Origin of the sequence: Roseateles asaccharophilus (genome assembly GCF_031458115.1) — a bacterium.
GTDB classification, from domain to species: domain Bacteria; phylum Pseudomonadota; class Gammaproteobacteria; order Burkholderiales; family Burkholderiaceae_C; genus Pelomonas; species Pelomonas asaccharophilus_A.
In genome coordinates this window covers 180,307-200,129 of sequence record NZ_JAVDXV010000008.1, presented here as the reverse complement: position 1 = coordinate 200,129, position 19,823 = coordinate 180,307, and the positions used below count along the sequence as shown (strand labels likewise).

General features: G+C 60.0%; 17 protein-coding genes. 2 read left to right on the top strand and 15 right to left on the bottom strand.

Annotated elements, in window-relative coordinates:
* Nucleotides 1–23: 23 nt before the first annotated feature.
* Nucleotides 24–1,031, bottom strand: a complete 1,008-nt coding sequence (locus tag J2X21_RS19945; protein ID WP_310331526.1) for an NAD-dependent epimerase — start codon at nucleotides 1,029–1,031, stop codon at nucleotides 24–26.
* Between the two features lie 281 nt (nucleotides 1,032–1,312).
* Here J2X21_RS19945 and J2X21_RS19940 point away from each other — a divergent pair, with 281 nt between their 5' ends.
* Nucleotides 1,313–3,529, top strand: a complete 2,217-nt coding sequence (locus J2X21_RS19940) for a DUF1800 family protein (protein ID WP_310331525.1) — start codon at nucleotides 1,313–1,315, stop codon at nucleotides 3,527–3,529.
* Nucleotides 3,530–3,534: 5 nt separating this feature from the next.
* Entirely contained in the window at nucleotides 3,535–4,962 is a 1,428-nt protein-coding gene (locus J2X21_RS19935; protein ID WP_310331524.1) for a DUF1501 domain-containing protein, read from the top strand.
* A 19-nt stretch (nucleotides 4,963–4,981) separates the two neighbouring features.
* Here J2X21_RS19935 and J2X21_RS19930 read toward each other — a convergent pair whose 3' ends face one another.
* From J2X21_RS19930 to J2X21_RS19865, 14 genes are all read right to left on the bottom strand, one after another.
* Entirely contained in the window at nucleotides 4,982–6,094 is a 1,113-nt protein-coding gene (locus J2X21_RS19930; RefSeq protein ID WP_310331523.1) for a DUF1972 domain-containing protein, read from the bottom strand.
* Nucleotides 6,095–6,119: 25 nt separating this feature from the next.
* Nucleotides 6,120–7,322 carry a glycosyltransferase family 4 protein gene (locus J2X21_RS19925; RefSeq protein WP_310331521.1) on the bottom strand — a complete coding sequence of 401 codons (1,203 nt, stop codon included), beginning with the start codon at nucleotides 7,320–7,322 and terminating at the stop codon, nucleotides 6,120–6,122.
* An 84-nt stretch (nucleotides 7,323–7,406) separates the two neighbouring features.
* A complete protein-coding gene (locus J2X21_RS19920; protein WP_310331519.1) occupies nucleotides 7,407–8,444 on the bottom strand; it encodes a glycoside hydrolase family 99-like domain-containing protein in 1,038 nt (345 codons plus the stop codon).
* Nucleotides 8,445–8,472: 28 nt separating this feature from the next.
* Nucleotides 8,473–9,321: a glycosyltransferase family 2 protein gene (locus J2X21_RS19915; RefSeq protein ID WP_310331517.1), complete on the bottom strand. Its 849-nt coding sequence runs from the start codon at nucleotides 9,319–9,321 to the stop codon at nucleotides 8,473–8,475.
* A complete protein-coding gene (locus J2X21_RS19910; RefSeq protein WP_310331516.1) occupies nucleotides 9,318–10,769 on the bottom strand; it encodes an oligosaccharide flippase family protein in 1,452 nt (483 codons plus the stop codon). The genes J2X21_RS19915 and J2X21_RS19910 overlap by 4 nt, the downstream gene beginning before the upstream one ends.
* Before the next feature lie 2 nt (nucleotides 10,770–10,771).
* Nucleotides 10,772–11,674, bottom strand: a complete 903-nt coding sequence (locus tag J2X21_RS19905; protein WP_310331515.1) for a polysaccharide pyruvyl transferase family protein — start codon at nucleotides 11,672–11,674, stop codon at nucleotides 10,772–10,774.
* Nucleotides 11,675–11,682: 8 nt separating this feature from the next.
* Entirely contained in the window at nucleotides 11,683–12,609 is a 927-nt protein-coding gene (locus tag J2X21_RS19900; RefSeq protein WP_310331513.1) for a glycosyltransferase family 2 protein, read from the bottom strand.
* Nucleotides 12,609–13,940: an O-antigen ligase family protein gene (locus J2X21_RS19895; protein WP_310331512.1), complete on the bottom strand. Its 1,332-nt coding sequence runs from the start codon at nucleotides 13,938–13,940 to the stop codon at nucleotides 12,609–12,611. Before J2X21_RS19895 ends, J2X21_RS19900 begins: the two co-directional genes overlap by 1 nt.
* A complete protein-coding gene (gene epsI, locus J2X21_RS19890; protein WP_310331511.1) occupies nucleotides 13,937–14,647 on the bottom strand; it encodes an exosortase-associated protein EpsI, B-type in 711 nt (236 codons plus the stop codon). Before epsI ends, J2X21_RS19895 begins: the two co-directional genes overlap by 4 nt.
* A 9-nt stretch (nucleotides 14,648–14,656) precedes the next feature.
* Nucleotides 14,657–15,568: an exosortase B gene (gene xrtB, locus J2X21_RS19885; RefSeq protein ID WP_310331837.1), complete on the bottom strand. Its 912-nt coding sequence runs from the start codon at nucleotides 15,566–15,568 to the stop codon at nucleotides 14,657–14,659.
* 5 nt (nucleotides 15,569–15,573) lie between these two features.
* On the bottom strand, nucleotides 15,574–16,446 hold the full coding sequence (locus J2X21_RS19880) for a polysaccharide biosynthesis tyrosine autokinase (RefSeq protein WP_310331509.1): 873 nt from the start codon (nucleotides 16,444–16,446) through the stop codon (nucleotides 15,574–15,576).
* 22 nt (nucleotides 16,447–16,468) lie between these two features.
* Nucleotides 16,469–17,887 (bottom strand): chain length determinant protein EpsF, encoded by a 1,419-nt coding sequence (gene epsF / locus J2X21_RS19875; RefSeq protein WP_310331508.1) that lies wholly within the window; start codon nucleotides 17,885–17,887, stop codon nucleotides 16,469–16,471.
* A gap of 23 nt (nucleotides 17,888–17,910) precedes the next feature.
* Nucleotides 17,911–18,744 carry a polysaccharide export protein EpsE gene (gene epsE / locus J2X21_RS19870; protein WP_310331507.1) on the bottom strand — a complete coding sequence of 278 codons (834 nt, stop codon included), beginning with the start codon at nucleotides 18,742–18,744 and terminating at the stop codon, nucleotides 17,911–17,913.
* A gap of 5 nt (nucleotides 18,745–18,749) precedes the next feature.
* Nucleotides 18,750–19,709 (bottom strand): EpsD family peptidyl-prolyl cis-trans isomerase, encoded by a 960-nt coding sequence (locus tag J2X21_RS19865; protein WP_310331504.1) that lies wholly within the window; start codon nucleotides 19,707–19,709, stop codon nucleotides 18,750–18,752.
* Nucleotides 19,710–19,823 lie beyond the last annotated feature (114 nt).

The window sequence follows — 19,823 nt, the reverse complement described above, 5'->3', positions numbered from 1 at the left end:
AGCGCATGACAAGGCGATTCAAGTCAGACCTTGTAGTAGTCGCGATACCAGGCGACAAAGCGCTGAATGCCTTCTGGTACAGGCATGGCGGGACGGAAGTCCGTCCACGCCGCCAGTTCGTCAACGTCGGCGTGCGTGGCGGGCACATCGCCATCCTGCAGCGGCATAAAGTTCTTCACCGCTTCGCGGCCCACAGCCTTCTCAATGGCCTCGATGAAGCTCATCAACTCGATCGGCGCATGGTTGCCGATATTGAAAACCCGATACGGTGCGCTGGAGCGCGCCGGGTCGGCCTTACTGGCGTCGTAGTCCGGGTCTGCCGTGGCGGTGCGGTCCAGCACCCGCACCACACCCTCGGCGATGTCGTCGATGTAGGTGAAGTCGCGAATCATCTTGCCGTGGTTGAACACGTTGATGGGGCGGCCTTCGATGATCGCCTTCGTGAACAGGAACAGCGCCATGTCGGGACGGCCCCACGGACCGTAGACCGTGAAGAAGCGCAGGCCCGTGGTCGGCAACCCAAAAAGGTGCGAGTAGGTGTGCGCCATCAGCTCATTGGCCTTCTTGGTGGCCGCATACAGGCTGATGGGGTGGTCCACGCTGTGATGCTCGGAGAAGGGCATCAGCGTATTGCCGCCGTAGACGCTGGAACTCGAGGCGTAGGCCAGATGCTGGACTCCGTTGTGACGGCTGCCCTCCAGGATGTTCGTGAAGCCGACGATGTTGCTGTCGATGTAGGCGTGCGGGTTCTCGATCGAGTAGCGCACACCGGCCTGTGCAGCCAGATGCACCACGCGATCAAAGCGCTGCTCGGCGAACAGTTTGGCGACGCCCTCACGGTCCGCGACGTCCATCTTGACGAAGCTGAAGCCGGGCTTGGAGGTGAGCCGTGCCAGGCGGTCGTGCTTGAGCTGAGGTGTGTAGTAATCGTTGAGGTTGTCCAGACCCACCACCTGGTCGCCGCGCGCCAGAAGAATCTGGCTGACATGCATGCCGATGAAGCCGGCGGCGCCGGTAACAAGAACTTTCACCTTGAATTCCTAAGCTGTCTGGAGCGGCCGAGATTCTCCTACAGGGTGATGATTCCAAGGTCTCTCAAGCACCCTCAAATGGCTGCCTCCATCCATGCCAACTATTCACGGAGGGTGTCACGGTGTAAGCGTTCCTGATGCTGTGATGGCATTCACGGCCGCCAGCCAGTAGCCCATTTGCCAAATGGCGTCAACCACCTACATTGGGAGGTATGGGCTAACGCCCTGATCAGCCGCCCTCTCGCATGGCGCACACCGCAGTTCTTCGTGCCCCAACATCTATGCGCTCCTTCATTCACACCTCCCATCCAGTCACCAAGGTCATCGCAACCGCTGTGACCATTGCCGCGTTGACCGCCTGCGGCGGCGGCAAGGGAGGTGACTCCGAGACACCTTCAGCGTCGGCCACCAGCGCCGATCCGGCCGCATCCGCCGCGCAGGACAGCAATGCACAGCCCACTGCCCGCGCGCTGGCCAGTACCAGCACTGAAACCGCGGCACCGAAGCTGATCATCCGCGCCCGGGCCGATGTCGCTGGCGGCATCGGCGCCATGATGACCGTGCGTATCAACGGCGTGCCGATCGGGACCGTCGAGGTGAAGTCCACCACGCTGGACAGCTACACCTTCAACGCGCCGACGCTGGCAGCAGGCGTCAAGATCGACATCGTCTTCACAAATGATGGCACCGTTGGTGGGGTCGATCGAAACCTGCACATCGCCTATATCAGCGATGGCGTCACCACAATTCCCTCGACGATCAGTGGCGCCATCGTGGATCGCGGCCCCCGTACTCTGGCATTCGATGACCTTGATACGGCACCCAGCCAAGGTAGTTTGTTTGTTGACAGCGCGTTGCGCTTGCATTGGGCTGGCTCACCTGCTCCCGATCCCCAAGCGAAAGCAAAGGTCGACGCGGTTCGATTCCTTCAACAGGCCACTTTCGGCCCCACGACGAACGACATCACCAAGGTCGTCCGTGATGGGTATGACAGCTGGATCTCGGCTCAGACGGCCATCCCCTACGGCCGAGACTATTTCGACCACATCCAGGCGAAATACGCCAAGGGCGATTCCTATCGTCCGAAGGGCGCCAACTACTCACCGGGCTGGGTGGCCCAACGTTTCTGGGAGCGCGCTGCACAGGCGCCGGATCAGCTGCGCCGACGCACAGCATTTGCGCTGCACAACATCTTCATGGTCTCGCAGGCCGACATCAATCTCTATCCGTACCAGCGAGCCTACGCACAGTACGTCGACCTGCTGCACAAGCACGCGTTCGGCAACTACCGAAACTTGCTCGAGGACATGGCCCTGACGCCGGTGATGGGCATCTATCTGTCCCACATGCGCAATCGCAAGGAGGACCCTGCGACGGGCCGCATGCCTGACGAGAATTTTGCGCGCGAAGTCATGCAGCTGTTCTCCATTGGCCTGCACGAACTGAACAACGACGGGACAGTCAAACGTGATGCCAGCGGCAACCCGATCGAGACCTACAACACGGCCGATGTCATGGCCATGGCCAAGGTGTTCACGGGCTGGAGCTGGGCCTTCCTAGACAGCCAGTTGAGTGAAAGCACCTTTCGCTACAGCACGCCAAGCTACGCGGTAACGAATGATCAGCAGATCGAGTTCATGCCGATGAAAGCCTATGCCAGCTTGCATTCCACCGCTGAGAAGAAGCTGTTCACCGGAAAGGCATGGGCAACGACGCTGCCCGCCGGCAGCACCGCGCAAGCCGATCTGAAGGCCGCGTTGGACACGTTGTTCAAGCACCCGAACGTCGGTCCCTTCATCGGCCGGCAACTGATCCAGCATCTCGTCACCAGCAATCCAAGCCCCGCTTATGTCGGCCGAGTCGCCAGCGTTTTCAACAACAATGGCCAGGGTGTCCGCGGAGACCTCGGCGCCGTAGTCCGCGCGATCCTGCTCGACACGGAGGCGCGCGGAGCCCCACTGGCCGAAGCCGGCAAGCTCCGCGAGCCGGTGTTGCGCGTCTCTCACTGGATGCGTGCACTAGGCGCCAAGTCCGCGAGTGGCGAGTATTTGCTGCATGAAAGCCTGGAGGCCCAAGGCCAGCGTGCGTTGCATGCGCCCTCGGTATTCGGCTATTTCCGCCCTGGCTATGTGCCCCCGAACACGTCGTTCAGTATGCGCAACGCGACGTCACCCGAGTTCCAGATCATCAATGAATCGACGGTGGCCCAGTGGCTGAACGCCGCTGAGTTCATGGTGAGCGGCAGCATTGGTATCGGTGGCGACGTGTCCAACAGCTATGCCAACGAGATCGCCATGGCTAGCTACAACAACATCTCTGCTCTGCCGGACCACTTGAACCTGATGCTACTGGGCGGTCGGATGTCTCCTGCACTGCGCCAGCAGATCCTGGACATGACCTCGCAGATCAGCCTGACCTCCGAGGGCGGTGCAACCCGCCGAGCCCATCTCGCCATCTTCCTGACGTTGGCCTCTCCCGAGTACCTCTTCCAGCCCTGAACGCCATGGCCACCAACACCTCCCGCCGCGCTTTCCTCACCGCCGCCAGCGGCCTTGCCGCTGCCGGCATGGGCCGATTCGCACCCCCCCTCGCCATGAACCTCGCCGCCGTCGGTTCGCTGGCCGCCAGCCAGGCGTCCGCCGCGACCACTGACGACGGATATAAGGCGCTGGTCTGCCTGTTCCTGCAAGGCGGCAACGACAGCCACAACTGGATCGTTCCGACTGACAGCAGCAACTACACCTCCTACTTCAACGCGCGCCGCGATCTCGCCATTCCAAGCAGCAAGTTGCTGCCAATGAGCACCCCGGGCCAGGGCAGCGGCCGCAGCTTCGGCATGCCGCAAGAGCTTTCAGCGCTGCACGCCCTGTACGAAGCCGGCCAAGCTGCTGCAGTCGCCAATGTCGGCACCTTGGTTCGCCCCATCACCAAAAGCGATTTCGTCGCTGGCGTCGGCGTGCCTTCCAAGCTGTTCTCGCACAACGACCAGCAGGCCATGTGGCAATCGCTGCAGCCCGAGGGCGGCATGACTGGCTGGGGCGGCCGCATGGGCGACGTGCTGATGTCCGCCAATGACCAGCCGGTGTTTACCGCAGTCTCGACCAGCGGCAATGCCGTGTTTCTCGCTGGCGCCAAGATCAGCCAGTACCAACTCGGCATGACGGGCCCGGTCATGATCAACCCTGCTCAGCCAGGCACCCGCGCCGGTAGCTCCGCCGTACCCGGCGCGCTCAGGGCAATGCTCAATGCGAGCACCAGCCCCAACGAGTACCAGGCCGAGTACCTACGGGTCGCGCAACGCTCGCTCGCGACCGCGGGAACGTTGCAGACCGCAATGTCTGGCTCAGGCATTCCAACATTGCCGACGGCCTCTATCGCGCTGCCTGACGGCCTTTCAGTCAATCTGGCATCGGATGCATTGGCAAAGCAGATGCGTGTCGTTGCCCAGATGATTGCCGCAGCACCGCGCCTGGGCCTGCGTCGCCAGGTCTTCATGGTCAACATCAACGGGTTCGACACGCACTCCTCGCATTCGCGTGACAACCCCTTGCTGACGGCGCGTGTTGCGCAATCCATTGCCTGGTTCATGAGCGCCATCCAGGGCGCCGGCATGTCCAGCAACGTCACGCTGTTCACCGCCAGCGACTTCGGCCGCACGCTGGTGAGCAACGGCGATGGCTCCGACCATGGCTGGGGCGGTCACCACTTCGTGATGGGCGGTGCCGTCAAGGGCAAGCAGATCCTGGGCGACTTCCCGATCACCGCGCTGGGCACCAGCACGGACGTTGGCTCCGGTCGCCTGTTGCCGACCATGGGCGTCACGCAGCTTGCCAGCAGCCTGGCTGGATGGATGGGCCTGTCGGTGGCCGAGCGCCAACTCGTGCTGCCCAACCTGTCGAGCTTTGGCGCCGGCCCCGCCCTCTTCGCTTGAGCGCGCCCCGATCGAGCCGTCAGGCTTGGGTTGGCAACCAGGCCTTCAGCAACTGCTCGTACTGTCCCAGGATCTGAGGCCAGGTCAGACCCGCCTCAAAGCGGGTCAGCGAAGCCGCGCGCATGCGTGCCAGCAGATCCGGCTCGGCCAAGGCCCGGGACAACACTTCGGAAAAGCCGCTGGCGCCGCTGAAGTACAAGGCCTTGGGCCCCGCCACCCACCGGTTGAACCGGTTGTCGTGCGCGATCACGGCATTGCCGGCTCCGAGCGCCTCCACCAACGACGGATTGGTGCCGCCCACCTGGTGACCATGCACGTAGGCCAGCCCATGGAAGCGCAACGCTTGAACCACGGGCTTGTCGTAGATGGCACCCAGGAAACGCACCTCGTCGCTCGCCGCCGCCTTCACGGCGCGGTGATACGCATTGTCGTCGTTGTACTTGCCCAGTACGGCCAGCGTCACGCCACGACGCTGCGCAGAGAAGCCCTGCACGACTTCCAGGATCGAGTTCTCCGGCTCTGCACGCGCCACCAGCGTCAGGTATCGTCCCGGCTCCAATCCCAGCGCGCGCACCGGCGCATCCGGCATGTCGACGACTCGATCAGCGCCGTAGGCGATCACGGTGACCTTGTCCGGCCGCACGCGACTGGTCAGGTGAACCTTGATCTCCGGGTGGTCGGCCACTAGATGATCGCCGAGCCAGCACCCTGCCCAGTCGTTCATCCAGAACCAGGTCTTGGCCACCGGTCCCCACTTGGCGCGCGACCATTCAATGCCATCCATATTGATGACGTTGCGCACGCCCTTCAGACGCAGCAGCGCGCAGAAGACCGCCGTGTTGTAGCCCAGCGTGATGCAGAGGTCGCGATGCTGGGCCGCATGCATCGTCGCCTTCCAGTCGAACACGATGGTGCTCTTGGCGCCATCGCCTGCCACCGGAATACGAACGCGCTCCACGCCCTCCCAGGTGTCCTGGAAAACCGGCCCGCTGCCCTCTTCCTGGCAGTAGACGATTACGCGCCAGCCCTGCCGCACGAGATACAGCGCCAGGTACTCGGCAAAAGTTTCAAAGCCGCCATGGGCGGCGGGCACGCCACGCGTGCCCAGGATGCGCAGGGTGGGTTTACTCATTCGTACTCAATCCTCGAATTGACGATCAGCGTCCTTGAGCCAGCATGTCGTCGTAGACCCGTTCCAGGCTCTCGATCTGGCTTTCCGCCGAAAAGCAACGCTGCTGGCGCTGCTGGCCCTGTGAACCCAGTTGGCTTCGCAAGTTCTGGTCCGTAGCTAAGCGATGCAGTGTGTCCGCTAGAGCCCCCGCATCTCGCGGCGTGAAATGGAGCCCACTCAAGCCGTGCTCCACGATATCCAACAGCCCGCCATGCGCAGCCACGATCACTGGCACGCCAGCGGCCATCGCCTCAATCGCCACCATGCCAAACGGCTCCGGCTCAGTCGAAGGCACCACAGCGATGTCCGCGGCCAGCCAAACCGGACGGATGTCACTCACGAATGGGACGAAGCTGAAACACTCGACCAGGCCCGCATCTGCCACCTGTTTCATCAACGCGGTACGCAGGGCCTCCTGTCCGGGTGCGGTGTCGCCCACGATCGCGAAGTGAAGCCCGGACAACTGCCCACGAGCCTGTAGCCGCGCTGCCGCTTCTATCAGCAAGCCTTGCCCCTTCCAATGGTTCAACCGCCCCGCCAGGACTACCAACTGATGTCCCGCTCGGGCACCTGTCAGCACTCTGAAGGCCTGCACCGCGTCTGGCAGCACCTCCTCCTGCGGAGGAAGCCCGTTGAACACCACCACGGATCGATCCTGCAAGGCAGGCTGATGTGAGACCAGCCACCGCTCGGTGAGCGTGGAGTTCGAAACCACCTTGTCAGAAGCCAGCTTCACCAACCAGGGGAAAGCCTTGCTGACCAGCTTGGGCGAGAGAATGATCTCGTGGACATGCCAGAGATGACGTACGCCACGCCGCCACGCCCATGCGGCGCCACCAAGCACAGCTAGCGTGTTTGAGTGCACCAAACCGATCTTCCGCCCCGCAACGACCCGGTCGTAGTCGACGACCGCAGCGCGCATCTGCGCGAACAACCTCAGAAACCCCCTGGGCGTGAACACGGCGCGCTTCACTTTCGCGATCTCGCAAACGTGCACCTCCACGCCAGCGCCGCGCAAGGCATCGACCAGCGGCCCTTCCTCCGGCACCACCACAATCGGCCAATAGCGCCCACGGCGCAGCAGCCCCGTCACCAGATACAGCAGCACCTTGTCGGAGCCATACATCTCTGCTGCCTGATGCACGAACAGCACATTACGCAGCACCCGTGCCCCCTCCCCTTGCTTCATTCAATCCCCCTCGCATCGCCGGCATGCCCTCGCTGCCGCATCTGACCAAGCGGGCCGAAACACGCTGGCGCGCACCTCCCAGGTTCACTTGGGATGCCCTGCGAACACGTCACGCACCTTCTCCAAGTAGCCAAAGCCACCCGCTTTTGTCGGCTCGATATAGGACCCCTCGCCAAACTCGTTCCAGCAACAAATCACACCCAAGCGACGCGTCTGCGATGGATTGGCGTCCATGAAGTCGCGGGCTGCTCGCAAATGCGATTCGAACGTCGCGAGGTCACCTCCCGAGCGATCATGCTCAGGATCCTTGCTGCCCCCCCAAGGCCGCCGATCCCAACCTTGCGTCATCGGAACGATGTAAGGCACCCCGTGCCGCCCCATCTGGAACTGCCAGATCTTGCGATAGTCCGAAGTCAACTCTGCGTAGCTTCGAGAAGGGCGGTGCAAGCCGTGATAGTTATAGGTCGATGTAGCGTCATAGCCCAGCGTTGACGCCTTGGGGTTGTTGAACGTACTGCCGACAAAGAAGATAGGTGGCAACTTGGCTGCCTTGGCCATCTCCTGCGCCTTCCCAAGCAGCGTCGCCGCATCCGTGCCGAATCGCTTCGCGCGGTTGTTCAGATGCTGGTGATCCAGGATGAACACCACCGGCCGACCGTCCACCTTGAACATCTCGGTCCTGCGGAAGTAATTGTCGATCCAGTACCGCACCATGGCCTCGAAATCGGCGGCCGACGTCGGCGCCTCATCATGGTTGGCCCACAGCAGCGCGAATGGCACCTTGCTGCGATTGGCCGCCGCGAAATACGCCCGCAGACCATGCTCCAGATGTACCTTTCCGCCCCCCCAGTACCAATCGAACGCGACGTAGGTCAAACCATAGTCGTGCATCCAGCCTAGTTGCTGGTTCATCACATCCACCGCGCCGTCGTCATACCAACCCAGCATGGGCTCGCGTTCTTTGAAAGCCTTGAGTCGCTGCCAAGGCTCGGTCGCGGGAGCCGCTTTCTGACCCGTACGCCAACCAGGAAAATAATAGACACCGATGCTATAGGACTGTGAACTAGCCGACCCCGACATCAAAGTAAAGGCCAGCGTGATCCAAGTTAAATATGCCTTCATCGCACAGTCCTATCCGGCGTATTGCCATTTATTGCTGCAGCATCGCAGCAAATTGAGTGCGGCCTTGCCTTACCCGTTCAAGCGCTTCATTTGAACGAGCCCCCAAGCGCGCAAGATAAGCGCCAATGGAAACTCTTGTTAGCAATCCACATCGTGGATCGCGTGTGAGCTTTTCAATATACGCACCGACACCTTCGTCATAAAAGCCTTCCAGCTTTCGATAAGCGTTGAAGTCGCGCCCGTGATTATGACGAACGACGACATCAGGAGAGTATTTCCCCTTCCATCCCGCAAGCAAGAAGCGCATTGCCAACTCAAGATCCTCCCCCGCAAATCGCGCCCCGGCACCAAAGATGGGGTCAAAACCACCAACTTCCTCGACAAGCGCTGATAGCCGGAATGCCATGTTTGAGCCTTGAACAAAACCAGGTTTTAGAAACCAAGGAGCAGAGAAGGAAAGCGGCTTCGAGCTATAAAAATAACAGCACAAATGGTCAAGCGGATTAAACAAATTTATACGGCCGGCAACAAAGCCAACCGTTGGATCAACGAATTCCTTACTAAGTGCATTCAGCGCATCGGGCTCAACAATGCAATCGTCATCAGTGAAGAACGCCACCTTGCCTTCGGCAATCGCAATCGCCGAATTCCGCCCATGCCCATTGCCAGGCCGAGCTTCGTGAATGATTCGACTGGGAACTGGTACCTTGGCGAGCGCACGAGCCGCACGTTGTTGCGTATCGTCAGTCGATGCATTGTCGACGATGATCACTTCCCATGAGCCCCCAAACTGGACTCTCGACAAAGCTTCGATTGCGGCTTCGAGGGATGCGCCGCGGTTCTTGCTGCAAATAATTACTGAAATTTCCTTCATCATGATTTTCCTCGTAGGGACTTGAACGCCGCGAGCATTGCTCGCCTATTCACAAACCAGGAAAGCGTCAAATAGAAGGCAACATACAACACCAGAGAAATCGAAATAAATTCGAGACCTTGGAATTTTTGCCAATGCGCGCAAACGAACCACGCAAGCGCTGCGGAAAAAAGCATTGCAAAGATTGGCCCCGCAACCAACCTACCATAGCTAGCCACCCGCATTGCCAGCAGCCGGCAAACCAGCAACACAGAATAGCCCCAAATCAGATAGGTCTTTGCCACAATGGCCAATGCAAGCACAAAGCCCGTAAAACCAGAGAATGCAAATACCACGGCGACATTTCCAACCGCTTGAGTCAGCAAGTACTTTGTCCAGACGCCGGACTTTCCCATTCCTCGAATAAGTGCAGCCTGCACAACACCAAATGCTTGAATCACACCTAGAACTAGAAATACGCGGTAGATGTCGACCGCCGAAAGCCAGCTCGCGCCAAACAATAGCAAAATAAGATCATCGGCGACCACAAACAGCCAGCCAAGCAGCGGAACAACGAAAAATGCCACATGACCAATCCAGCGAACAAACCCTTCTCGCAAGAGCTGCGCATCTTCATTCGCACGCGAAAATATTGGCAGGCAAACCATGCCCAATCCGCCGCCAATCGTCTCAAATACAATATCATTAAGACGCTTCCCAAAGCCATACACGCCGATTTGCGCAGCTGGCAAGCGTGCGGAAATAAAGAGTCGATCCAAACTTCCGTTCACATAATCTATCAATTGCCACGATACGACGCTGATAGATTTCGGCCCCAATACCTTTACGATGTCCGTATCAATACGATTCGACCACAGCCAATCAAACTTCAGGAAGTACAGAGCGATAGAAGACTGCACGAACTGACCGACTAACTGGCCAAGCGCCAGACCCACAACGCCCAAGTTCGCGCGCACCGATATATAAACAACACTTACCGTTGCAGCGGACCCTAACATACTGGCGATTGCCTGCAGCTTGATGTCCAACGTTCGCGCTTTGCTGGCGAGCGGCACCGCAGTGACGCCATCTAGGAACAACCGCGTCGAAAGCAGAAAAACAACATACTGGACCACCGCTGATCCAGCGCTGAACTGAAACCACACCCATGTTAGCGCGCTGGTTACACCAGCCAGCATGAGCGACCAAAGTACGGATACTTTGGCCATTGAGGCAAGTTGAAGCGCGTCAATATGACGAGTTTGAACCACTGGTTCTCGGAATATTGCCAAGCCAAAGCATTGCGCCAAAGCCGTAATGGCTAACCCGATCACATAGTCGGCGTATGAAGCCGGTCCAACCGCACGAGCAACAAGGTAGAAAGACAACAGTGCGGCCGCCGCTTGGGCACCAAACTGCCCCAACGCCCACAACATGGCCCATCGACCGCCTCGATGAGAGTTGGGACTCATCATCACTGCTGGCAGTGAAGCTCCGGATAGTCCCTTCGCAGACGGTCCACCTCATCCAACATGCGTTGGTGAGCGCGCTGGATCGCTGCCTCCGGACTCAATTGCGGCATCGTCCGGGCGACTTTCTGGAGTTGTTCGGCAGCGCGGATGACGAAAGCGTCATGCCGAATTCCATTCAGGGACTTTCCGTGAAACTGAAGCTTGCTGGAAATAAAGCCACGCTGGCCGATTTTGGAGATCAGCAACTCCAATAGACCGGATGGAAGAATGGGCTCCATCCTAATTTTAAGATCCAGCACAGAAGCCCAGTCGTCCCACTTGGCACGGTGGGATTCATGAATTGGCTTTGCAGCGATCCAAGGCACGCGCAGGGCATCAGACACAATCGCGCCGTGCATCGCTTCGGTAATGACAGTCTCGCTCGATAGTATTTCTTTTAGAACGAACTCGATTTCCCCACAAGGATCGATGTAATTGATTCCAATCAGCTCGCAGACATCTTTCCACAACCCAATTTCCGCACTTTCCCAATGCGGCATGTATGAAAACTTGTGCACCTTCTTGTGAGGCGCTGCGTAATCGACAACTGAACGCAGCAGAATGGCTGAGTCCCCGACCGCCAAGCCGTCATCCAATCCGAGAGCTTTAGCCGTGAACTTCCCCCGCAAGAATCGAACATCCCATTTTTTATCAATCACCGGCGGCGATGTATAGCCGCCATATCCGGACCCGAAGACAATCTTCCGCATTTCCTTCGGATGATCTGAAAACAGGATAGATCCAATCCCGAGAAATAAATTCTCGGCACTCTGGTCAAACACGTCTCCGAAAATCTTCGGCCACATCCACCAGTTCAGTTCATCGCCAAAATTGGGACGTACTCCTCGATAAAAATATAGCTTCACACTACCTCTTAATCAATTTCAGCATGCATGTTGCGATAACCAGCTGCGTAGCGCTCTCGAATAACTGAGCGCATTTGGGCTGCTGGTGTCGAGGCCAATGGCCGACGCACAGGATTGATGAGCCAGGGATCGCACCAAGAACGCAATAACTTGAAAGCGTATTTGAGGCGCTGACCAAGTCTTTTCTCGAGATGGGCCTCCGAGACACCCAGCCAATAGGCGTAATCGACGATGTATTCTTTGCGTAGCTTGTTGGCAATCTTGTGGAACACCACCGAATGCGGCGTATACCAAACTATTCCACCGACCCTGCGAATGCGATTGAAAAGGTCAACTTCCTCGCCCCCGAGCAACTTGTTGCCCTTGCGGCCCAGCGCCGGATCGAAAGTACCGACCTGACGCACTATGCTGGAGCGAAGTGCAAAGTTGGCGCCCATGACCTTGTCAGTCTCCCGTGGGCTGTCGAAGGGGTCGAACACGCTGACGAGATAGCCATACTCGCGCGGCAACCAATCAGGCAACTCGTTGGAACCGAAGGCCAGCACCTTTCCGCCTACAGCCGCAACCTTCGTATCCGTGAACGGATGCAGAAGTGTCGGCAGCCAGTCGTCGTGCAGTTCAACATCGTCGTCCAGAAACACCACGACATCGCCCGTTGCAGCATCCAGACCGGCATTGCGTGCGTATGACAAACCCTGTTGCGTTTCGCGGCGATGCACGCAAACGGGAAAGCGCATTTGCCACTCCGCCATTACATCTGGTGTACGGTCGGGTGAATTGTTGTCGATCAGCACCAATTGCACCTGCAACAGCGCATTCAGCTTGAGGAGGTGAGCGTGCAGACTAACCAGCGTCTCGGCCAGCATGTCAGCACGGTTATATGAGGCAATGACGATGCTGCAAGTAGGCAGCGAATCGAGACGCGGGAGAGACATCATCTCCTCCCTGCAACAACGGCGCTCATCCGTGAAACGGAAGCGGCCCGAGGCACGTGAGGACTGGCACGCTTGAACGCTTCCCGATCGAGTGCAAACAACAGGACTCCGATCAGAATCATAAAGAACAAGAAGTAGTAACTAATGAGCAGATTGCCTACCACGGTAGCAAACACGATGCTGCGATAAATCGCGAACCTCGAGTCACCGAACTGGCACGATGCCCGCAGCAAGGCAAAATAGAGGCTGAGTTGAACCATGAAATACGCAGCCAACGCAAATGGACCGGATTCAACAAGGACTTCGAGGACGTTTGAGTGCCCAGCCAAGGTGCTAATTCTCAACGCAACCCAAGGCTGAACATAATTCACGGGCAGCAAATTACCCTTATCCATGGTTACAAAATTACCTGGACCAATACCCAACCAGGGGTGTGAAAAGTACAACTTCAAACCCGCATACCACGCAAGAATGCGCGAATATCCGCTTTCATTTCCGGTGTCCACGGTGTTCACGTTGGCATAGATATGCTCAAATCCATAGTAAGCATAGGCCAACAAAACAAATGGCAGCGCCAGCATGATCGGCAATTCAATTGCCAAGACCCAGCCACGACGCCCCTTAACAAACTTGTACCAAACTTGGCTGCCAATTACCGCCGCGAGCATCAGCATGCCGCCACGCGACCCAGACAAGACTAGCGCCAAGAAAATGAGAGCCGCGATCGTCAATCGCACGCCACGGGTTGATATTCCCGTCAGTTCCTCCCCACCGGCAATGGCAAGCCACAACGGGAAAATCAAGAAATAAGCAAGAAAATTCCCATCCATGAAGAGTGAATTTATTCGCGTAAACGGAATTGGCCCTATAAACCGTATCTCGCGACTCACCTGGAAAATACCTGTAGCCTCCTGCAAGAAGCCAAACAGGGCCACCACAAGTCCGCTGTAAACAATGCACTTCCCTGCCTTCTGCAGCAAGATCTCCGCTGGGTACTTGGTCGAATGAACGCTCAAATAGAGGTAAACCACCAGCGGCATCAAATAGATGCTAGTCGTGTTCAGGGCGCGCTTGCCCGAATACTCGAAGTCATCGCTGGCCGTCACACTCAATGCAGTTAGCAAGATGAGCGCCAGCACGGCCAAGCCAAAGCGCTTGGCGCTTGGGCCGATGCGCAGGGTGCCGTTGGCCATGCCGCAGTAGCCGATGTAGGTCACATAGGCCAGCACCAGTAGGAAAAGGCGCGTGGGCGACAGATAGAACGCGCCCAAGTTGATCAACCGCTCGAACAGCTCGGTGAGGCTGCTGAGCACCAGGCCGAAATAAATCATTGCGGCTTGTCCGACAGCGTGCCCAGAAGGTACTGTCTCCCTTGCGGCGTCAATGACGCCAACATGGCCTGAACGAAACGTTGCTGGTGGCCGTACTGAGTCTGGAAGTCGTCGCCAATCGTGGAGACGCGCACCAGCAGTCCATCAGGAATGCTGCCCGCCAACCCGTAGCGCACGCGCGTGATGCCTTGTTCGACGTTGCCTCGCACAAGTTCATCGCCCATACGCACCCAATAGGTGATGGGCTCGATGCGGCCCGAACGGCTAGCCACCAATTGCATGGCGGGAACCGCACCAAAATTGGACTGCACGCTGACCTTGGCAGCGTCCTGAACCTTGAAGCCTTGCGCGGCGTAGCAGACCTCTGGCCGGTGCACCTGCAGTTCACGGCTTTGGTCACCACCGTAGGCCAACACGAACATGACCCGCCGCCCTGCCGTATCCACGTAGGTCCGGGACAGAGTCTGGGTATAGAGACTGGCCAGTTCTGCAGTGGTGGCGGGATCCGGCGTCAGGGGCACGATCGTCTCGTCGACGCGCCAGTCGGCAAACTGCTTGGGGATCAGTTGCTCAAGGGAAACGCCGACATAGCGTTCGGCCATGCGCTGCGTGGGAGCGAGCGCCTTGGAGGCCACTGCACTGGACACCATCAGAACCGCCGCGATGATCGCCACGCCAACGCGCGGCTTGCTTACTTCAGCCACCATGGATGGACCTCAGGCTGGTTTGGTCGTGGGCTTGTGAACCAGCGACACGCGGATGAGGCTGTCGATGGCGATGATCAGCAGCAGCGCCGCAAGGAACAGCACCATGCCCGCAAAACCGTGCAGGAAGCCTTGGCCAGCCTCGTCGCCGAAGTGGTAAGTGATCAATGTCAATGCGATGACCCGGATCACGTTCGCGGTAAAGCTGATGGGCACGATGAGGATGGCCAGCGCGACGTTGCGCAGCGTGGAGGTGTGCCGGACCAGGTTCAGGTACAGCAAACCCAGAGCTTCGAGCGTGAACAGCGTGTGCAGACCAGCACAGGCATCCGCCACCAACAACTGGTAGGGGCCGACCTGAAGGATGACGCCCGATCGGGAGATGGGGTAATTCAGCCAGTACAACACGTGCTCGGCGACGACGGAGACGCCAAGCTTCATCGGCTGGGTCAGGGCATCCACGACCACCCCCGGCAGCGGCACCAGGAAGATCATGAACAGCAGTGGGAACCACATCGACTTCAGCTGGCGCGGGCCACGCACCAGCAGCACCAGGCCGGCCAGCAGAGGGATGACGGAGCCCACTTCCAGCAACAGCACGTCCATGGCGCCGCCGATGGCATAGCTGAAAATCGCGAGCAGGATCAGCACCCAGGCGCTGATGGACGCGGGAGTGCTTGCGGCGATGTCATTGACCTGTGCACGCACACGCCACATCAGCCACACGGCAATCGCCAGCACGATCGGTCCATGCCCCTGCTCGTCGGAACTCCAGATGGTCCGGAACAGCTTGACGAGGGTGGGCACGTACATGGCGAGCACACCGGCGGCGAGCCACAGCCAGGGTCGGTTGACCGGCTGCCACAGCGCGCGCAGGACAGCCGCGAACTCGGCCGGCAGTCCGGCCCGCGCTGGGTGCTCCATCGTGTTCACTGATCGTTGATGACGGCGCCAACGACGACCGCCGGGCTGTCGGCCACATCGGCCAACATGGCGGCAACAGCTTGCAGGCGCGAGGTGTTGCGGCGCGACACTAGCAGTGCAGCGCCGCAGCGTGCGGCGATGACGGCGGCATCACTGCCCAGTGAGGCCGCAGGCGTATCGACGATGACGTGGTCAAACTTGGCCACCAGCTCGCGAATCAGCAGGCCGAAGGCTGGCCGTTCCACAAGTTCCACGGGATTGGGCGGCGTAGCGCCCACGGGCAGCACGAACAGGCTGGGCACGCCTTGGATCTGGCGAATCACTTGCGCTTCTGCCCGACCGCTGAGAATGCCTGACAGGCCGACCTTGTTGTCGATGCCGAACACTTCGTGAACGCGGGGGCCGCGCAGGTCCGCATCGACCAACAGCGTGCGCCCACCCAGCTGGGCCAGCGCCACCGCCAGGTTGGCTGCAAAGAAGGTCTTGCCGTCACCCGAGTCCGGACTGATGACCGCAACGGCGCGGCGAGGCTGAAGGTCGTTGAAGACCCGCATCATCAGCTGGCTGCGGATGGCGCGGAAGCTTTCGGCCTGTACGCCGAAAGGCTGATTGAGCGCCACCAGCTCGGCATTCACCTTCCGATGCTCTTCGAGAGCGTAGGGATAGTGGAACTGCTGCGCGAGCGCGAACATGACATCGTCGGCGCTGGCGAAGCCCAGCGCGACCGCAGCCTCGCCAAAGCGGATGCCTTGCGTGCGCTGATGATTGAGGATGCGCTCGACTTGGTCGGCGGAAAGGTTCCTGGTCTCGGCAATGATGGCGCCGATCGACCGGTCAGCGACGGATTGCTCGCCGAGCATTTGGGCACTGGAGTTCACGTGGTGTCCTGTCTGGGGTCGATCAAGATTCCATCGGCTTGGCAGCCGACAACGCAGGCAGGCCAGGCGCGGCCAGGCGGCCGGAGACATAGCGCTTGGCGTTGGGCTTGGGCAGCACGCCAATCACCGGCAGCCCAAGGATGCCAGCGAGGTCCTCCGGGGAACGCACGCGTCGGTCGAACTTCTCGATGGTCATCACGATGACGATGGCGAGGAACAGGCCGATAAAGATCGAAAGCGCCGTATTGCGGAGCAGCTTGGGCGACGAATGCTCTGACGGCGGCTGCGCGATCGTCAGCGCATTTGCGAAGCTCTGGTTGCTTTGCGCTTCCAACGCAGTTTGATTGAGTCGCGCCGTCAGCATGTCGTACATGCGCTGGGCGTTGTCGACTTCGCGCTGCAGCAGCATGCCTTCGTCGCGGACAGCCTTCAGTTCCAGCACGCGGGCGCGCTGACTCTCCAGCCCACTACGCACCTGGGCTTCGCGCCCCTTGTTGATGCTGTTGCTGACACCCACGCCAGCCGTGACGCGCTTGGTTTCGGCATCGATACGGTTGCGCAGTTCTGCGAGGTTGGCCTTGGTCTCAACGACCTGCGGATGGGCATCACCCAGCTTGGCGCTCAACTCCTTCAAGCGAGCCTCGTTGCGGCTCTGGTCCGCCTTCAGGCCACTGATCAGCGGGTTGTTCAACACTTCCGTGAGCTGGTCGCCCTTGCCACCTGCAGCCTGACTCTGACGGCTGGTGCTTTCCGCGGAAATCGCCTGGAGCTGGGTCAGCTGGCTGCTGAGCTCATTGAGCCTGGCGTTCTCGACGTCCATACGCTCGTCGGTTGCGATGATGCCCTTCTCCTGCTGATAGGCCGACAGACGTGCCTGGGCCTTCTCAAGTGAATCGCGGGCTTCCTTGGTGTGCGTGTCGAAGAAGCGGCGGAAGTTCTGAGCCGGGTCATTGCGCAGTTCCAGCGTCGTCGCGATGTAGGCTTGCACGAAGGCGTTCGCGAGTGCTGCGGAGAACCGGGGGTCCGGGCTTTGATAGGCGACGGTGATGACGTTGCTCTCACGGCTCGGCTTGACGTCCAGGCCGATGTGCAGCAACTCGATCAGGTACTGCTCGATGGTGCCCTCGCTGCCGCCGCTTTGCCATTGCTCGCGCAGGGTGGCCACCTCGGTCAGCTTCAAGTCACGGATGACACGCAAGGCCACGCGGTCGCTGGTCATCACGTCGATCTGCGTCGCGATGAAGTTGGGCAATCCGGTCACCGCGTTGTTCATCACGGAGATGGGATCAGGCTTGGCATCGATGACGACGCTCGCCTCGGCCTTGTAGCGCTTGGGCAGCAACAAGCTGAGCGCTACGGCCAGCGCGACGACAACGCCAAACACGATCAGGGCAGCCGTCTTGCGTGCCCTCAAGATGGCGAGAAACTGTGAGAACGACATGTGCAAACCTTATTCAGGCGAACTCAAAAGAGGCTTTCCTTGACATAGACGACATCGCCATCCCGCACGCTGTCGTCCATTCCCGGCTGGATCACCTGCACCTTGCCCTCCGCCGACTTGCGATGGACACGGATGCCACGCTCGGTACCGCGCTGGTTCAAACCACCACCGGCCGCAAGCACCTGCATCAGCGTCATGCCGCGCTCCAGGCGCATCGGCCCCGGGCGCTGCACTTCGCCGTAGATGTAGACCATGGGTGCGCGATCCACCCACAGCACGTCGCCGTTCTGGATCAGCACATCGTTGGGGCGACCTTGCTCGGCGCTGGGGCCGAACACGCTGGGCAGGTCGATCTCCATGCGGATCGGCTTGCCACCGCGCATGCCGGTCAAAACGAGTTGGTCGCCGCCGGTCGTGGCCACGCCGCCGGCGTTGGCCAGCAGGTCGGTCAGGCGCATGTCGGCGGTCTCGATAGGGTAGCGGCCCGGCCGGTTGACCTGGCCCAGCACGCTGGCCTGGTTGCCTTTGATCTGCAGCAGCGTGAGCGTGACCTGGGGCGACTTCACGAAGTTGCCGTTCTTCAGGCCGTCGGCGATGAGCTTCTCGGCGGCACTGACGCCCAGGCCGCCGATGCGCACGTTGCCCAGCAGCGGGAAGCTGATGACGCCGGTCTCGGACACCCGGGTCTCGAGCGTCAGGTCGGGGTTCTGGTAGACGAGGACGCGGATGACGTCGCCAGCTCCGAGCCGGTACTCCGCGGTGGCCGTCGGAGCGGGCTTGGTGGCTGCGGTTTGCGCCTGCGCGCCCACGGCGCCCAGGCCCATGGCCACAACAAGAATCAGTCGGGAGAAGCTCATCTTCATCATTTCAGACCCATGCCCTTGGAGATGGAAGCAGGATCCAGGCCACTGGCGGCCGGAGCGGGCGTGGCGGCTTCCGTCACGGGCGCGATAGTCTGGGCGGCGGGCGCGCTGGCGGCGCCAGGCGCAGGCTGGGCAAACTTGCCGACGTATTCGATCTTGGAGCTTTCGCGCAGCGCCTTGATGTCCTTCTGCACCAGTTCGGCCTTGCGCTGGTTCAGCAGGAAGGCTTCGATGGCCGGACGGGCGCGGGCCTCGTCCACCGGCTGCGAGCGCGAGCCGGCCAGCGTCAGCACGGTCATGCCGGCAGGCGTGATCGTTACGGTGGACTCGCCGTCCTTCAGTCGGGCGATGCCATCCAGGTTGGACAGCGGCAGTTGCTCGGCGGCACGCACGGCCTGATTGCCGGCGAAGCGGATGTCGTTGGCCTTCAGGTACTCGATGAACTCGGGCAGCGTCTTGGCGGCCGTCAGCTTCTCGCGCAGCATCGGAAGTTGCTCGGGCCTGGCCTCGATCTGCAGTTCCTGCAGGCTGTAGATCCGGCGGTCCTTGAACAGGGCCGGCTTCTCGGCGTAGTACTTGGCGATCTCTTCGGCGGTGGGCTTGGCGGCCGTCTCGCCGACGCGCTCGATGTAGGCGCGGGCAATGATTTCGCGCTTGGCTGCTTCGATCTGCTGCACGACGCGCGGGTCGCGGTCCAGCTTCTGTTCCTCGGCCTTCTGGACAGCGAGCTCCTGATCGACCAAGCGCTCCAACACCTGGCGGCTCGCCACCTCGGCCTGCTCGGGCTTGAGGTTAGGCTGGCGCTGCAGGACGAAGTTGATCTGGTGGACAGTGATCTCTTCCTTGTTGACCTTGGCCGCCGTCTGCGAGGCTTTTTCTCCCTTGTCACCGCCGCCGCAGGCAGCCAGCAGAGCCGCGACTGCCACCGCTGCAAGCACGGAGGCACGGGGTTTGATCATTCGCTTAGCCATCTTTTCGAGGTCCTTGTTGTGTAGGGAACAGCGCCCAACCGCGGTGAACGATCGAGTGTACTGGTGGGATATGTCGCTTCTATTGACCGCACGACCCCAATA

Excerpts from the sequence above, each read along its gene's own strand:
- J2X21_RS19935 (WP_310331524.1), top strand. The coding sequence starts at position 3,535 with ATGGCCACCAACACCTCCCGCCGCGCTTTCCTCACCGCCGCCAGCGGC.
- J2X21_RS19895 (WP_310331512.1), bottom strand. The coding sequence starts at position 13,940 with ATGATTTATTTCGGCCTGGTGCTCAGCAGCCTCACCGAGCTGTTCGAG.
- epsF (WP_310331508.1), bottom strand. The coding sequence starts at position 17,887 with ATGTCGTTCTCACAGTTTCTCGCCATCTTGAGGGCACGCAAGACGGCT.
- J2X21_RS19900 (WP_310331513.1), bottom strand. The coding sequence starts at position 12,609 with ATGTCTCTCCCGCGTCTCGATTCGCTGCCTACTTGCAGCATCGTCATT.
- J2X21_RS19920 (WP_310331519.1), bottom strand. The coding sequence starts at position 8,444 with ATGAAGGCATATTTAACTTGGATCACGCTGGCCTTTACTTTGATGTCG.
- J2X21_RS19925 (WP_310331521.1), bottom strand. The coding sequence starts at position 7,322 with ATGAAGCAAGGGGAGGGGGCACGGGTGCTGCGTAATGTGCTGTTCGTG.
- J2X21_RS19910 (WP_310331516.1), bottom strand. The coding sequence starts at position 10,769 with ATGAGTCCCAACTCTCATCGAGGCGGTCGATGGGCCATGTTGTGGGCG.
- epsI (WP_310331511.1), bottom strand. The coding sequence starts at position 14,647 with ATGGTGGCTGAAGTAAGCAAGCCGCGCGTTGGCGTGGCGATCATCGCG.
- J2X21_RS19940 (WP_310331525.1), top strand. The coding sequence starts at position 1,313 with ATGCGCTCCTTCATTCACACCTCCCATCCAGTCACCAAGGTCATCGCA.
- J2X21_RS19915 (WP_310331517.1), bottom strand. The coding sequence starts at position 9,321 with ATGATGAAGGAAATTTCAGTAATTATTTGCAGCAAGAACCGCGGCGCA.
- xrtB (WP_310331837.1), bottom strand. The coding sequence starts at position 15,568 with ATGGAGCACCCAGCGCGGGCCGGACTGCCGGCCGAGTTCGCGGCTGTC.
- epsE (WP_310331507.1), bottom strand. The coding sequence starts at position 18,744 with ATGAGCTTCTCCCGACTGATTCTTGTTGTGGCCATGGGCCTGGGCGCC.
- J2X21_RS19865 (WP_310331504.1), bottom strand. The coding sequence starts at position 19,709 with ATGATCAAACCCCGTGCCTCCGTGCTTGCAGCGGTGGCAGTCGCGGCT.
- J2X21_RS19930 (WP_310331523.1), bottom strand. The coding sequence starts at position 6,094 with ATGAGTAAACCCACCCTGCGCATCCTGGGCACGCGTGGCGTGCCCGCC.